Source organism: Mycobacterium paraintracellulare (assembly GCF_000276825.1).
Taxonomy (GTDB): Bacteria; Actinomycetota; Actinomycetes; order Mycobacteriales; family Mycobacteriaceae; genus Mycobacterium; species Mycobacterium intracellulare.
Genome location: NC_016948.1, coordinates 3334604 through 3348814 on the forward strand (window position 1 = coordinate 3334604; position 14211 = coordinate 3348814).

Consider the following 14211-nt stretch of genomic DNA (forward strand, 5'->3'; position numbering starts at 1 on the left):
AGGCGACCCGCCGCGCCGGGCTTCGCCGCGCTTGCGATCGCCACAGGGTTTATCCGTACAGCTCGACGAAGTTTTTCAACGACTTCTGCACGTCGCCTTTGACGGCGCGGGCCGCCGCCGCGCCCACCGGACCGAACAGCGGGCGCCCACCCAGTTCCAGGCGCAGGCCGAGCGTCGAGCCCTCGCCGGTGGGTCGCACGGTGAGTGAAACGGCGTATTTGGTGCCGCCCTTGCCCGAGCCCGCCATCGCGACCTCGTGCGGCGGGTCCCACTTGGTCACCGTCCAGGTCACCCGGTTGCGGAAGCCCTTGGCGCGGGCCACGCCGACGACCTGGCTGCCTTCGCCGAGCTCGTCGGGCAGCTCGCTGCGCCAGCCCTCGTGCATGACCAGCCAGTCGCCCAGGTCCGACAGATCGGAGACCCGGTCCCACATCTGCTGGGGGCTCATCGGTACGTCGGCGGTCATCTCCACGGCGGCCACCGACTGAGCTTAGCCCGGCGTCACATCCGTCACTTGGGTCGCGGCTCACATCTTCACTCGGGTCGCGCCTCACATCCGTCAATTGGGTCGCGCCGGGGAGGGATGTGGTCTTGTGCCCACCTCCGCGCGACAACGGGAGGCGACGCGCGGCCGGCAACAGGAGGCGACGCGGGGCGACAACGAGAGGCGACGCGCGGCCGGCAACAGGAGGCGGCACGGGGCGACAACGAGAGGCGACGCGGGGCGACAACGAGAGGCGACGCGCGGGCGACAACGGGCTGCGACGCGCGCCATCACATTTGTCGCTCGGAGGTGGGCAATTCGTCAGTCTCCCGACGGAGGGACGGGTGTGGCGCGTGAGACGAAACAGCGCGTGAGACGAACACGCGCCATATACCTCAGTGTTTGGGCCCGCCGCGAAATCGGTTGCCGATCCGGATGCCCGGCAGCAGCAGGCTGCGCGGCGCAAACCGCCCGCCCGTGCTGACCACCTTGGGCACCACGCCGGGCACCACCGTGCGGCGGCCGGACAGCATGCCGCCGATCGCCGCCTCGGCCACGTCGCGCGGCGAAACCTGAGCGAGCGGAATGCTGAACCGCTCGGCGTTGGCGATCTCCGCCCACTCGGTCGGCACCGGCCCCGGGCACAGGCAGGTCACCGACACCCCGGTGTCGTGCAGCTCCTCGTGCACGGCTTCGGAGAACGTCTGCACGAACGCCTTGGTGGCCGAATAGACGGCCATGTACGGAACCGGCTGAAAGCCGGCGATCGAGGCGATGTTCATCACCGCGCCGGCGCCGCGCTCGACCATCCCGGGCAAGGCCGCGTGGGTGAGTTCCATCAGCGCCAGCGCGTTGAGGGTGACCTCCTCGCTCTCGCGTTCCACCGGCAATTCGTGGAAGACGCCGCTGGTGCCGAAGCCGGCGCTGTTGCACAGCCCGGCGATCGGCTCCGCGCGCAGCCGGCTCGCCAGCTTGGCGCGCTCCTGCTCGTCGCTGAGGTCCAGCGGGAGCACCTCGACCGCCACCGAGTACTCCTGGCCGACCTCGTTGGCCAGCTCGTCGAGGCGCTCGCGGCGCCGCGCCACCAGCAGCAGCGGGAAGCCGCGGCGGGCCAGGCCGCGAGCCAGTTCGGCGCCGATGCCCGAGGAGGCCCCGGTGATGACGACGGTGGTCTGGATGTCAGGTTTCGGAAGGCTCATGTCTCACCAATGTATCCCGCGGGTCGCCCGCACAAACGTTTCGCTTCGTCTATCGAATTCCGTTGTGTCGCTTGTCGATTGATCACCCTTCGCGGCGCTGGAGTCACCGAACATGGTGAACGCCCGGTTGCGCACCCGGTCCATCACCGCCGGGTTGACCGCATCGGCGACGGCGGCGAACTGCCCGAACGGCGAGCTGGCCCGGCGCGGCCGGTGCACGATCGCGTCCGCGATCACCCCGGCCGCCTGCTCGGGCGTCAGCGCCGGGAACTTGTCGTACAGCGTGGTCGGGCTGATCATCGGCGTGCGCACCAAAGCCATGTGCACGGTGGTGAACTTGACGCCGTCGTTGACGGTCTCGGCCTGCAGCGAGTCGCACAGGCTGTCCAGCGCGGCCTTGCTGGCGATGTAGGCCCCGAAGCGGGGTGCCCGCGTCTGCACACCCACCGAGGAGACGTTGACGATGTGCCCATACCCCCGCTCGCGCATCCCGGGGATGAACTTGAGAATCAGCTGGACCGCGCCCAGGTAGTTCAGCTGCATGGTCCGCTGATAGTCGTGGATGCGGTCGTAGGACAGCTCCAGCGATCGGCGAATCGACCGCCCGGCATTGTTGATCAGGACGTCGACGCCGCCGAGCTCGTCGAGCACCTGATCGGCCATGGCCGCGATGGCGTCCATGTCGGACAGGTCGCAGGGGTAGACGTGGGCGGCCCCGCCGGCACCGCTGATTTCGTCCGCGACCTTCTCGAGGTTTTCCCGGGTGCGGGCGACCAGCGCCACGGTTCCCCCGGCCTCGGCGATCTTCTTCGCGGCGGCCTCGCCGATGCCCGACGATCCCCCGGTGATCAGGATGGTCTTGTCGCGGACGGCTTCCTCGAGCGTGCGGCCCTGCACCGCGTCGAGCAGATTCCTCAGATAGAACGGCCGATACCGGCCCGCTGAGTTCGGGGTGTTGACGAGGTGAGACACCGTCGCCAGCGGCTTTTCCACCAGGCTCCCCAGCGAGTTCTCCACCAAGTTCGTCAAGTCGCCAAGGTTCATCGGCGTTCGCTCCTGGACAGTGATGTGACGCGGGTCATACCGCCAACCTAGGTCATCAGGCCCCCGCCCCGATGCGGATTGCGCTCATGTGGCCCGCCGCGCCCTCTCACGGTTCACCCATCACGACCGCCACCGATAGGCAATCCGCTTGTTACACACAGCAATCCGGACGTGATCGCGCACTAACCGACGGGCAACGCCGGGATGTTCCAATCGGCCTTATGAAAATTCTGGCGCGCTTCCGCAAGCCTGAACCGGGCACCATCTACGACCGGATCGGCGGGCACGAGGCGATCGAGGTCGCCGTCGACGACTTCTACGTCCGAGTGCTTGCGGACGACGAACTCGCCGGCTTCTTCGCCGGCACGAACATGAACCGCCTCAAGGGCAAACAGGTCGAGTTCTTCGCCGCGGCGCTGGGCGGCCCGGAGCCTTACACCGGCGCACCGATGAAGCAGGTGCATCAGGGCCGCGGAATCACCATGCACCACTTCGGTTTGGTGGCCGCGCATCTGGCCGATGCGCTGGCCGCCGCCGGGGTGCCGCCCGAGACGGTGACCGAGATCCTCGGTGCGATCGCGCCGTTGGCGCCCGAGATCGCGACGGGCGACGCCAAGGCGACGGTCTGAGCGCGCGTGCTATCCGTCTCGAACGGTGCCTAGCATGCTGACATGCGGCGCACATTTGACGACCTGATCGCGGAGGCGGAGGCCGCCCCGGTCGACGGCTGGGATTTCTCGTGGCTGGACGGCCGGGCGACCGAGGAACGCCCGTCGTGGGGCTACCAGCGCCTGCTGCGGCAACGGTTGGCGAGCGTGTCGGCCGCGCTGGACATTCACACCGGAGGCGGCGAGGTGCTGGCCGGCGCCGCCCCCTTCCCGCCCACCATGGCGGCCATCGAGACGTGGCCTCCCAACGCCGCCCTGGCCACGCAACGCCTGCATCCGCTGGGCGCGGTGGTCGTCGCGACGCGGGACGAGCCGCCGCTGCCGTTCGCCGATGACGCGTTCGACCTGGTGACCACGCGCCATCCGATCTCCGTCTGGTGGACCGAGATCTTTCGGGTGCTCCGCCCCGGCGGCAGCTACTTCGCGCAGCACATCGGCCCCGCCACGATGGCCGAGTTGGTCGAGTACTTCATCGGGCCCCAACCGGAGAAAGGGACCGAGTTTCACCCCGACGCCGTGCGCGCGCAGGCCGAGGCGGCCGGGCTGCAGATCGTCGATCTGCGCATGGAGCGGATGCGCGCGGAGTTCTTCGACATCGGCGCCATCGTCTACTTCCTGCGCAAGGTGATCTGGTCGGTGCCCGACTTCACCGTCCAGCGCTACCGCGACCGGCTGGCCGAACTGCACGAGCGCATCGAGTCCGAGGGGCCGTTCGTCACCGACTCCGTGCGGCTGCTCGTCGAGGCCCGCAAGCCCGGCTGAGCGATCGCAAGCGCGGCGAAGCCGGGCGCGACCATCAGACTGAGTCAGCCCTCGTCGCGCAGCACGTCCAGCGCGTGCTGCAGGTCGGGCGGATAGGGGCTGACGATCTCCATCCGCCGGCCGTCGGCCGGGTGGGCGAACGACAGCGAGCGGGCGTGCAGCCATTGACGTTCCAGCCCAAGCCTTTTCGCGAGCTTTGGGTCGGCGCCGTAGACCAGGTCTCCGCAGCACGGGTGGTGCAACGCGGAGAAATGCACCCGGATCTGGTGGGTGCGCCCGGTTTCCAGGTGCACGTCGAGCAGGCTGGCGGCGACGAAGGCCTCCACGGTGTCGTAGTGGGTGAGGCTGTGCCGGCCGTCCTTGGTGATCGCGAACTTCCACTCGCCGCCGCGGTGGCGCCCGATCGGCGCGTCGATGGTGCCGCTGGACGGATCCGGGTGTCCCTGCACCAGCGCGTGATAGCGCTTGTCGACGGTGCGTTGCTTGAACGCCCGCTTGAGCAACGTGTAGGCGCGCTCGGAGAGCGCCACCACCATCACCCCGGAGGTGCCGACGTCGAGGCGATGCACGATGCCCTGCCGCTCGGGCACGCCGGAGGTGGTGATCCGGTAACCGGCGGCCGCCAGGCCGCCGAGCACCGTCGGCCCGCTCCAGCCCACCGACGCGTGGGCGGCCACCGCGGCCGGTTTGTCGACCGCGACGATGTCGTCGTCGGAATACAGGATCGTCATGCCCTCGATGTCGACCGGCGTGTTCTGCAACGGGGCCGGCGGCTCGGGCAGGCGCACCTGCAGCCACGCCCCGCCGGTCAGACGATCGGACTTGCCGGCCTGCACCCCGTCCAGCTCGACGCCGCCGTCTTCGGCCAGCGCCGCCGCCGCGCTGCGCGACAGCCCCAGCAGGCGGGCCAGCCCGGCGTCGACGCGCATGCCCGCCAGTCCCTCGGGGACCGGCATCGAGCGGTCACTCACCCGCGCTGTCCCCGGTGTCGTCGTCCTTGCGACGCCGACCGACCGAGTCGAAGTCGAAGCCGAAGATCGACAGCACCACCAGCAGGATGGCTCCACCGACCACCGAGGGGTCGGCGACGTTGAACACCGGCCACCAACCGACGGAGAGGAAGTCGACGACGTGGCCGCGCAGCGGTCCGGGGGCCCGGAAGAAGCGGTCGACCAGGTTGCCCATGGCGCCGCCGAGGATCAACCCCAGGCCCACCGCCCACCAGGGGGATACCAGCCGCCGGCCCATCCAGAAGATGCCGACCACCACGCCCGTCGCGATCAAGGTCAGCATCCACGTGTATCCGGTGGCCATCGAGAACGCGGCACCCGAATTGCGCACCAGGGTCCAGGTGACCGTGTCGCCGATGATCGGCACCGGCTGGCCGGGCGGCAACAGCTTGACGGCGAGCACCTTGGTGACGATGTCGAGGGCCAGGACGATGGCCGCGACCGACAGCAGCAGGCGCAGCCGGCGCGGGGGCCGCTGCGGGTCGGTCGCCGCGGCGTCCTCGGGCTTGTCGGCCGAGGTCACCGGCTCAGTCGATCCCGTTGGTTCTTCAGGCACTCTCCCATCATCCCCTACCGCCCCGCGCGGGCGAGCGACGTCCGCGACAGCGATGCGCAATGATTCGAACATGGCCCGCCTCACCGTGATCGCCACCGGGGGCACGATATCGACCGCCACCGGCGCCGACGGGGTGCATCGGCCGGCCTACGGCGCGGCGGAGCTGACGTCCGGTCTCGACGTCGACGTCGTGGACCTGCTGGCGGTCGACAGCTCGGAGCTGACGCTGGCCGATTGGGACCGGATCCGCGACGCGGTGACGGGCGCGCTCGACGCGGGCGCCGACGGGGTGGTCGTCCTGCATGGCACCGACACGATGGAGGAAAGCGCCCTGTGGCTCGACCTGACCTACGGCGGCGACGCGCCGGTCGTGTTGACCGGCGCCATGCGCAGCGCCGACGCGCCCGACGCGGACGGTCCGGCGAACGTGCGCGACGCCCTGGCCGTGGCGGCCAGCCCCGCCGCCCGCGGCCTGGGCGTGGTGATGTGTTTCGCGGGCCGGGTGCTGCAGCCGCTGGGCATGTACAAGGTGGCCACCGAGGACCTGAGCGGCTTCACCGGCCGGCTGCTGGGCACCGTCGCCGGCGAGGTGGCGTTGACCGGGTCGAAGACGAGGCCGTACGTGGGCGAGGTGCGGGCGGACTCGGCGCCGCGGGTGGACATCGTCGCGGCCTACCTGGGCAGTGACGCGGTCGCGCTCGACGCCTGCGTGGCTGCCGGGGCGCGCGGCGTGGTGCTCGAGGCGCTGGGCTCGGGGAACGCCGGTCCCGCGGTGGTCGACGCGGTGCGCCGGCACTGCGGCGACGGGGTCGTCGTCGCGGTGTCCACCCGGGTCCCCGGCGGGCGGGTCGGCGCGAGCTACGGCCCCGGCCATGACATGGCGGCGGCCGGGGCGATCATGGTGCCCGGGCTGCGCCCGGCCCAGGCGCGGGTTTTGCTGATCGCCGCGCTGGCCGCCGGGTTACCGGTCGCCGACGTCATCGGCCGGTGGGGCTGACGCGGCGTCGGTCTGCAGATCGCCCACATAGTCCGGCCAGTCCAGCGAATCGACCGGGTTGGCGCGGGCGAGCTCTCCGCTGTCGGCGGGAAACGTGCGGGCCGGGCCCGGCCCGGAGGTGCGGGTTTCGAACCGCGCGGTCACCACGCCGTGGCCCGCGCCCTGCACCCAGCCGTGCCCGAGCTCGCGGTGCACGACGTCATCGCCCACCCGCCACCCAGCCTCTTCCGGCCCCTTGGTGAACATCACCTCGGTCGCGGTTTCGACCGACGGCGAATCCGGTTGCGGCTGCGGCAATTCCAAATCGGGGAACAGCGACTCCTGGCGCACGTCGCTCAACCCCGAAAACCCCACGCCGAGAAGGCGAATGGGCCCGATCTCGCGCGGATCGAGCAACAGGCGGCGGGCCACGCCGACCAGCGCGGCGACCTCGGTGGTGGCGTAGGGCAGCGTCGCGGACCGGGTCAGCGTGCTCATGTCGGACTTCTTCAGCTTGACCGTGACCGTGCGCGCGCCGCGGCCATCGCGCAGCAGCCGGTGATGGGCGTGCTCGGCGATCGGTTCGATCGCCTCCCGCAGCTGCTCGAGGCTGGTCAGGTCGACGGCGAAGGTCGACTCGGAGCTGATCTGTTTGGCCTCGGCGCGCTCGGCGACGGGGCGGTCGTCGACGCCGCGGGCCAGCCGGTGCAGCGCCGGCCCGATCGTCGCGCCCAGGATGTTGGCCGCCTCGGCGTCGCTCAGCGCGGCCAGCTCGCCGACGGTCTCGATGCCGAGGCGATGCAGCTTCTCCTCGGCGACCGGACCGATTCCCCATAGGCGGCGCACCGGCAACCCGCCGAGCAGCGACCGTTCTTCGTCGCGGCGGACGACGCGGATCCCGTCGGGCTTGGCCAGACCGGAGGCGATCTTGGCGATCTGTTTGCCCGAGCCCGCGCCGACCGAGGCGATCAGCCCGGTCTGGTCGCGGACCCGTCGGCGCAGGTCCTCGCAGAAGGTTGCGACGTCGGCGGCGGACGCGCCGGCCAGCTGCGCGGGTTCGCCGAATCCCTCGTCGAAGGAGAGCTGCTCGACGACGGGGACGACGGCGCGGATGGTGTCGAAGACCCGCCGGCTGGCCACCCCGTACACCACGCCGCGCGGCGGCAACACCACCGCGCTCACGCCGACCAGCCGGCGGGCCTGATGCATGGGCATGGCCGACCGGGCGCCGAACACCCGGGCCTCGTAGCTGGCGCCGGCCACCACTCCGCGCCCACCCAAACCGCCGACCAGCACCGGCCGACCGCGCAGGGTCGGCCGGGTGAGCTGCTCGACGGAAGCGAAGAACGCGTCCATGTCCAGGTGCAGCACCCAACGCGACTCCACAGATTGATGCTAGGGCCCTCCGGACGCGCGCCCGGCTCGCTTGGCCGCCGAAAGCGGCGTCCGACCATATGGTGTTGTGCCCGCCTCACAGCGACAGTTGGTCACGCCGACACGCTGCGGTGGCGATTGTCGCTCGGAGGTGGGCACAAGACGTGTCGCCTCGCGGGGAGACGAAAGTGGCGGATGTGACGGCTCAGGCCTTGGCGATGCTCACCCGCACGCCGTCGCCGATGTCCGCGCCGTCGGCCGGGTCGCCGAATTCGAAGCTGGTGGCCAGGATTTCGCCGGCGATGAGGTCGCGGTGCGCCCGCGCCCAGTCGGCGCGCTCGGCGGGCACCGACATCACCACGCTGATGCGATCGGAGACGTCCAGCCCGCTCGACTTGCGCAGCTCCTGCAGTTCGCGGATGCGGTCCTTGGCCCAGCCCTCGGCTTCGAGTTCTGGTGTGACGGTGCCGTCCAGCACCACCAGGCCCGCGCCGTCGGGCAGGGCCGCGGTGAATTCCGGGTCGGCGGCCACCAGCCGCGAGCTGTACTCACCGGGCTGCAGCACCGCGGGCCCGGCGGTCAGGGTGCCGTCGTCGTTGACGACGCCCTCCCCCGCCTTGACCGCCTTGATCGCCGCCTGCACGTCCTTGCCCAGCCGCGGCCCGGCCACCCGCGCGTTGACGGTGAGCTCGAAGGAGCCGTAGGTGTCGATCGCGTCGGTCAGCTCGACGGTCTTGACGTTGAGCTCGTCGGCGATCAGGTCGACGAACGGCTCCAGGAGGTGCGGGTTCTCCACGGCCACAGTGAGTTTCGGCAACGGCAACCGCACCCGCAGCTTTTTGGCCTTGCGCAGCGACGAGGCGGCCGAGCACACCTCGCGAACCTGATCCATCGCGGCGACCAGCTCGGGGTCGGCGGGCACGGCACCGGGTGCCGGCCAATCGGTCAGGTGCACCGAGCGCTGAGAAGTCAGGCCGCGCCAGACGACCTCGGTCACCGACGGGAGCAGCGGCGCGGCCAGCCGCGCGGTCACCTCGAGCACGGTGTGCAGGGTGTCGATGGCGTCGACGTCCTCGGCCCAGAACCGCGAACGCGACCGTCGCACATACCAGTTCGTCAACGCCTCGGTGAACAGGCGCAGCTGCTCGCAGGCCCGCGAGATGTCACAGCTGTCCATCTCGCGGGTCAGGTCGTCGCGCAGTTGGGCGAGCTTGGCCAGGATGTAGCGATCCAGCACCTGAGTCGAATCGGTGCGCCAGGTACCGACTTTCGGCGCGTAGAGGGCCAGGAAGCTGTAGGCGTTCCAGAACGGCAGCAGCACCTGGCGCACGCCCTCGCGGATGCCCTGCTCGGTGACGATGAGGTTGCCGCCGCGCAGGATCGGCGAGGCCATCAGGAACCACCGCATGGCGTCGGAGCCGTCGCGGTCGAACACCTCGGACACGTCGGGATAGTTGCGCAGCGACTTGCTCATCTTCTGGCCGTCGGAGCCCAGCACGATGCCATGGGCCACACAGGTTTTGAAGGAGGGCCGGTCGAACAGCGCGGTGGCCAGCACGTGCAGCGTGTAGAACCAGCCGCGGGTCTGGCCGATGTACTCGACGATGAAGTCGCCCGGGTAGTGCGTGTCGAACCAGTCGGAGTTCTCGAACGGGTAGTGCACCTGGGCATAGGGCATCGACCCGGAGTCGAACCACACGTCGAGCACGTCCGGGATGCGCCGCATGACCGAACGCCCGGTCGGGTCGTCCGGATTGGGCCGGGTCAGCTCGTCGATGAAGGGACGGTGCAGGTTGGTCGGCCGCACCCCGAAATCGCGCTCCAGCTCGTCGAGGCTGCCGTACACGTCGATGCGCGGGTAGGCCGGATCGTCGGACTTCCACACCGGAATCGGGGTGCCCCAGTAGCGGTTTCGCGAGATCGACCAATCGCGGGCCCCCTGCAACCACTTGCCGAACTGGCCGTCCTTGACGTGTTCGGGGTACCAGGTGATCTGCTGGTTGAGCTCCACCATGCGGTCCCGGAATTCGGTGACCGCGACGAACCACGACGAGACCGCCCGGTAGATCAGCGGATTGCGGCACCGCCAGCAGTGCGGGTAGGGGTGCTCGTAGGTTTCGTGGCGCACCAGCACCGCCCCGTTGGCCGCGGCGGGGCCGGTGCCGTTCTTCAGGTCGCGGATGATGTGCGGGTTGGCGTCAAAGACGTGCTGCCCCTGGTAATCCGGGACGCTGGCGTCGAATCGGCCCTTGGAGTCGACCGGCGTGACCGGCGCGATGCCGGCCGCCTCGCCGACCGCCATGTCGTCCTCGCCGTAGGCCGGCGCCATGTGCACGATGCCGGTGCCGTCCTCGGTGGTGACGAACTCGCCCGGCAGGACCCGAAACGCGTTAGGGGTGTCCACGAAATACGGGAACGGCGGCAGGTATCGGGTGTCGAGCAGGTCCGCGCCCCGGTAGGTGCCCAGCACCTCGGGCTCTTCGCCCAGCTCGCGGGCGTAGGCGGCCAGCCGCGCCTCCGCCAGCACGAAACGACGCTCGCCCACCCGCACCTGCACGTAGGTCACATCGGGGTTGACGGCGACGGCGAGGTTGGACGGCAGCGTCCAGGGCGTCGTCGTCCACACCAGCAGATGCGCGCCATCAAGCGAACCGCCCACTACCCGGAATCCGACGGTGAGAGCGGGGTCCTGGCGGCTCTGGTAGACGTCGTCGTCCATCCGCAATTCGTGGTTGGACAACGGGGTTTCGTCGCGCCAGCAATAGGGCAACACCCGGTAGCCCTCATACGCCAGGCCCTTGTCCCACAGCTGTTTGAACGCCCAGATCACCGACTCCATGTAGGGCAGGTCCAGCGTCTTGTAGTCGTTGTCGAAATCGACCCAGCGCGCCTGGCGGGTGACGTAGGCCTGCCACTCGTCGGTGTAGCGCAGCACCGAGGCGCGGCAGGCGTCGTTGAAGGCGGCGATGCCCATGTCGTCGATCTGGGACTTGTCGGTGATGCCCAACTGGCGCTCGACCTCGAGTTCGGCCGGCAGCCCGTGGGTGTCCCAGCCGAATCGGCGCTCCACCTTGTAGCCGCGCATGGTGCGGTAGCGCGGGACGATGTCCTTGACGTAGCCGGTGAGCAGGTGCCCGTAGTGCGGCAGGCCGTTGGCGAACGGCGGCCCGTCGTAGAACACGTACTCCGGCGAGCCGTCGCGGCGGGCGATGCTGGCGCGGAAGGTGTCGTCTCGGGCCCAGTAGTCCAGCACCTCGACCTCGAGGGCCGGGAAGTCGGGCGCCCCGCCCGCCGGCTTCGGGTATGTGTGCTCGGTCAAACGTCGTCTCCTGTGCCAGTCTCCAGGCCTGGGGACGACGACGCGCCGGCTGCGCGAGCGCCGCGGTACCACCCCGCTTGCCGCGCTCACGCGCGACCGCTCATTGAAGGCTGTGACGGGCCTACCCGTTCGGTTCTACTGAGCCGGAACGGCTGTTCTTCCGAAAGCTCCCCGGTGATGGCCGGATCGACGCCAATGAAACGATTCTACTGGCCCCGAACCTCGAGCACACCCACCCGCCACAGCGCCGCGTACACGTGGCGCAGCGGAATGCTGAGCAACCGGCAGGCCCCGTGGATCAGGGGGTCGCCGCCCGGGCCGAAGAGCGGGAAGTCGCTGCGGCGCGGCTCTTCCACGGGCTCGGGGACGTGGATTTCGGGGACGTCGCGTACCACCCTCAGGGTGCGGGCGGGCGCGACGGTGACGACGTCGTCGTAGAGAGCTGCGGTCATGATCGACTCCTAGAGGAGAATTCCAACGGGGACCAAAAAGGACTGACGTGTCCCGTCCCGGGTGGGTTCCGATCTCAGAACGCTTGGCGGATAAGCACTTAGCGTGTGCGACGCCTCAGCCGAGGAGGTCGCGCCGGAGAACGGATCGGGACGGAACAGGGTTCGGACTTCGATCCGGACTATCGCAAGAACTCATGTGTCCCTCACCTCCTCGCGGTCGCGACGCATGCGGGGTCGCATGCGATCTAGGCGCAGCAAAAGGAGCAGAATCCGACGACCGCCGGAGATCCGCACCCCTCTCGTCAGAGCTTCGGCACCACACGACGTGTCCTGGCCTGGAAAAACCAAACCGGAAGCCACCTGGGCTCAACCCTTAAGCCGGGAGGAGCTGTCCTGACCCGGGGCGTCTTTCGACGTTCGGGGTCAGTGGCCTGTATTCGTGTAGACGCCTCACCTAACGAGGTGCTTACCCGACCGATAATGCACGAGCGGTCTGACGCGGTCAAATCCCTGGACAGCGTGTCCGCGATTCGTTACCGACCGCGCCGTGATCACTTCTCGACCAGGCCGTCGAGCCGGCCGATCGTGTCGATGAATTCCTCGACCATGTCCAGCACCACCGAGCGCGTCGGCCGGACCCGATCGAGCGAGCCCACCACCTGCCCGACGAAGTAAGTCGCCAGCTCACGCGCCCTGGCGCCGTCGTGGGCGGCGGCGGAATTGATGCGCAGCTGCGGCTCGGTGATCAGCGCGGTCTGCAACGGCATACCGAGCGGGTCGGGGTTCTCCGGCCGGTCCCACTCCTCGGTCCAGGCGGTCCGCAGCATGCGCGCCGGCTTGCCGGTCATCGAGCGGGACCGCACCGTGTCCGAGGACGTGGCGGCCAGGAACTTCTCCTTGACCACGGGCACCGTCTCGGCTTCCTCGGTGGTCAGCCACACCGACCCGCACCACACGCCCTCGGCGCCCAGCGCCAGCGCCGCCGCGATCTGGCGGCCGCGGGCGATACCCCCGGCGGCGAGCACCGGCACCGGGGCCACGGCGTCGACGACCTCCGGCACCAGCACCATCGTCGCCACCTCGCCGGTGTGGCCGCCCGCTTCGGTGCCCTGCGCGACGATCAGGTCGACGCCGGCGGCGGCGTGCCGCTGGGCGTGGCGGGTGGTGCCGGCCAGCGCGGCCACCAGCACGCCGGCGTCGTGGGCGCGTTCGACGAGGTCCGCCGGGGGTGGGCCGAGCGCGCTGGCGATCAGCCGGATGTCGTGGTCGAAGGCCACGTCGAGCAGCGGCTGGTAGCTCTTGGGCGAGATGTTCAAACCGCCCACGGACGGGCGGGCGTCCCCGGCGGGCGCCGTCACGCCGTAGCGGGCCAGCAGGTCGTCGACGAACGCGCGATGCTCCTCGGGCAGCAGGGTCCGGGCCTGGTTGGTGTCGATCCCGCCCTGCTCGGCGCCGACGTATTTGGGCGGCAGCAGCAGGTCGACCCCGTAGGGCTTGCCGCCGGTCTGCTGCTCGATCCAGGTCAGCTCGCTGCGCAGTCGCGCCGGGCTGTGCGCGGTGGCGCCCAGGATGCCGAATCCGCCCGCGTTGGTCACCGCGGCCACCACGTCGCGGCAATGGCTGAAGGCGCAGATCGGGAATTCGACACCGAGCATCTCGGCGACCCTGGTTCTCATTGCCCGACGCTAAGAGTTCCCGCTTGAGAAGTCAATCGCTTACGGCCCTGTGCAATTCGCGCCGCCGGCTCAACCCTTGGGCCCGGGCGGCCGGCCGTCCGGAGGCCAGCTCGATACGCCGTCCTCCAGCGGCACCTCGAGGCTCTGCAGGATGGAGGAGACCATGCGCCACGCGCCGATGACCGTGACCAGCTCGACGAGAACCGTTGTGTCGCCGTCGAATTCGCGCTCGCAGGCCGTCCAGCTCGCGGCGCTGACAGCGCCGTCGCGCACCACGTCGTCGGTCGCCGCCAGCACGGCCCGCTCGGCGGGCCCAAACCCGGCGTAGTTCCGCCAATCTCGCACGCCGAGCAGGTCGTCACCCGGGACGCCGAGCCGGGACGCGACGCGCCAATGCTGCGTCCACTCGTAGTCGCACGCGGTCAGCCAGCCGATCCGCATGATCGCCAACTCGCGCAACCGCGCGTCGAGGGCGCCGTGCCAGAGCATGGTGGCGAGCAGGTCGTTGATGGCGCGCGCCAGCGGCGGATGGTTGAGCAGCACTTGGAAGATGCTCAGTTCGGCCATGTAGTTGGGGACGGCCGCTTCGTCGGCGGCGGCTTTGGCTTCGTCCAGTGGCAGTTTGGGCAGGCGCGCTGTTGTCATCGGATGAGCACTCCTCTCCGGCGGCGGGACCGTCGCGTTCTACGGT

At 69.8% G+C, this 14211-nt stretch carries 13 protein-coding genes and 1 riboswitch; of the genes, 3 read left to right on the forward strand and 10 right to left on the reverse strand.

Annotated elements, in window-relative coordinates:
- Positions 1-49 precede the first annotated feature (49 nt).
- The 3 genes from OCQ_RS15265 to OCQ_RS15275 all read right to left on the reverse strand — a co-directional run bounded on the left by OCQ_RS15265 (position 50) and on the right by OCQ_RS15275 (position 2727).
- On the reverse strand, positions 50-481 hold the full coding sequence (locus OCQ_RS15265; protein WP_008257858.1) for a type II toxin-antitoxin system Rv0910 family toxin: 432 nt from the start codon (positions 479-481) through the stop codon (positions 50-52).
- Between the two features lie 398 nt (positions 482-879).
- Positions 880-1683 (reverse strand): SDR family NAD(P)-dependent oxidoreductase, encoded by an 804-nt coding sequence (locus OCQ_RS15270; protein WP_008257860.1) that lies wholly within the window; start codon positions 1681-1683, stop codon positions 880-882.
- A gap of 3 nt (positions 1684-1686) precedes the next feature.
- Entirely contained in the window at positions 1687-2727 is a 1041-nt protein-coding gene (locus tag OCQ_RS15275) for an SDR family NAD(P)-dependent oxidoreductase (protein ID WP_014385148.1), read from the reverse strand.
- A gap of 221 nt (positions 2728-2948) precedes the next feature.
- Here OCQ_RS15275 and OCQ_RS15280 point away from each other — a divergent pair, with 221 nt between their 5' ends.
- Both OCQ_RS15280 and OCQ_RS15285 read left to right on the forward strand, forming a co-directional pair.
- Positions 2949-3356, forward strand: coding sequence for a group I truncated hemoglobin (locus OCQ_RS15280; protein ID WP_009955507.1), 408 nt, complete (start codon positions 2949-2951; stop codon positions 3354-3356).
- Positions 3357-3398: 42 nt separating this feature from the next.
- The gene (locus tag OCQ_RS15285) at positions 3399-4157 is read left to right on the forward strand and encodes a class I SAM-dependent methyltransferase (protein ID WP_014385149.1); all 759 of its coding nucleotides are present in this window, start codon (positions 3399-3401) and stop codon (positions 4155-4157) included.
- 44 nt (positions 4158-4201) lie between these two features.
- Here the strand turns inward: OCQ_RS15285 and OCQ_RS15290 are convergent, their stop codons facing one another.
- Positions 4202-5128, reverse strand: a complete 927-nt coding sequence (locus OCQ_RS15290; protein WP_008257866.1) for an RluA family pseudouridine synthase — start codon at positions 5126-5128, stop codon at positions 4202-4204.
- On the reverse strand, positions 5121-5723 hold the full coding sequence (gene lspA / locus OCQ_RS15295; protein ID WP_080588025.1) for a signal peptidase II: 603 nt from the start codon (positions 5721-5723) through the stop codon (positions 5121-5123). Before lspA ends, OCQ_RS15290 begins: the two co-directional genes overlap by 8 nt.
- Before the next feature lie 70 nt (positions 5724-5793).
- Between lspA and OCQ_RS15300 the strand changes: the two genes are divergently transcribed.
- Entirely contained in the window at positions 5794-6720 is a 927-nt protein-coding gene (locus OCQ_RS15300) for an asparaginase (RefSeq protein WP_036456157.1), read from the forward strand.
- Here OCQ_RS15300 and OCQ_RS15305 read toward each other — a convergent pair.
- The 5 genes from OCQ_RS15305 to OCQ_RS15325 form a co-directional block, all read right to left on the reverse strand.
- On the reverse strand, positions 6685-8085 hold the full coding sequence (locus tag OCQ_RS15305) for a DNA polymerase IV (protein WP_020822855.1): 1401 nt from the start codon (positions 8083-8085) through the stop codon (positions 6685-6687). The two genes, OCQ_RS15300 and OCQ_RS15305, sit on opposite strands and share 36 nt — an antisense overlap.
- 193 nt (positions 8086-8278) lie before the next feature.
- Positions 8279-11392 carry an isoleucine--tRNA ligase gene (gene ileS, locus OCQ_RS15310; RefSeq protein WP_014385152.1) on the reverse strand — a complete coding sequence of 1038 codons (3114 nt, stop codon included), beginning with the start codon at positions 11390-11392 and terminating at the stop codon, positions 8279-8281.
- Between the two features lie 206 nt (positions 11393-11598).
- Positions 11599-11844: an Rv1535 family protein gene (locus tag OCQ_RS15315; RefSeq protein WP_008257871.1), complete on the reverse strand. Its 246-nt coding sequence runs from the start codon at positions 11842-11844 to the stop codon at positions 11599-11601.
- Positions 11845-12131: 287 nt separating this feature from the next.
- Positions 12132-12313: riboswitch (M-box (ykoK) riboswitch) on the reverse strand.
- Positions 12314-12395: 82 nt separating this feature from the next.
- On the reverse strand, positions 12396-13520 hold the full coding sequence (locus OCQ_RS15320; RefSeq protein ID WP_008257872.1) for an NAD(P)H-dependent flavin oxidoreductase: 1125 nt from the start codon (positions 13518-13520) through the stop codon (positions 12396-12398).
- A 69-nt stretch (positions 13521-13589) separates the two neighbouring features.
- The gene (locus tag OCQ_RS15325; protein ID WP_014385153.1) at positions 13590-14165 is read right to left on the reverse strand and encodes a carboxymuconolactone decarboxylase family protein; all 576 of its coding nucleotides are present in this window, start codon (positions 14163-14165) and stop codon (positions 13590-13592) included.
- Positions 14166-14211: the final 46 nt, after the last annotated feature.

Excerpts from the sequence above, each read along its gene's own strand:
- OCQ_RS15270 (WP_008257860.1), bottom strand. The coding sequence starts at position 1,683 with ATGAGCCTTCCGAAACCTGACATCCAGACCACCGTCGTCATCACCGGG.
- OCQ_RS15275 (WP_014385148.1), bottom strand. The coding sequence starts at position 2,727 with ATGAACCTTGGCGACTTGACGAACTTGGTGGAGAACTCGCTGGGGAGC.
- OCQ_RS15280 (WP_009955507.1), top strand. The coding sequence starts at position 2,949 with ATGAAAATTCTGGCGCGCTTCCGCAAGCCTGAACCGGGCACCATCTAC.
- OCQ_RS15285 (WP_014385149.1), top strand. The coding sequence starts at position 3,399 with ATGCGGCGCACATTTGACGACCTGATCGCGGAGGCGGAGGCCGCCCCG.
- OCQ_RS15300 (WP_036456157.1), top strand. The coding sequence starts at position 5,794 with ATGGCCCGCCTCACCGTGATCGCCACCGGGGGCACGATATCGACCGCC.
- OCQ_RS15315 (WP_008257871.1), bottom strand. The coding sequence starts at position 11,844 with ATGACCGCAGCTCTCTACGACGACGTCGTCACCGTCGCGCCCGCCCGC.
- OCQ_RS15320 (WP_008257872.1), bottom strand. The coding sequence starts at position 13,520 with ATGAGAACCAGGGTCGCCGAGATGCTCGGTGTCGAATTCCCGATCTGC.
- OCQ_RS15325 (WP_014385153.1), bottom strand. The coding sequence starts at position 14,165 with ATGACAACAGCGCGCCTGCCCAAACTGCCACTGGACGAAGCCAAAGCC.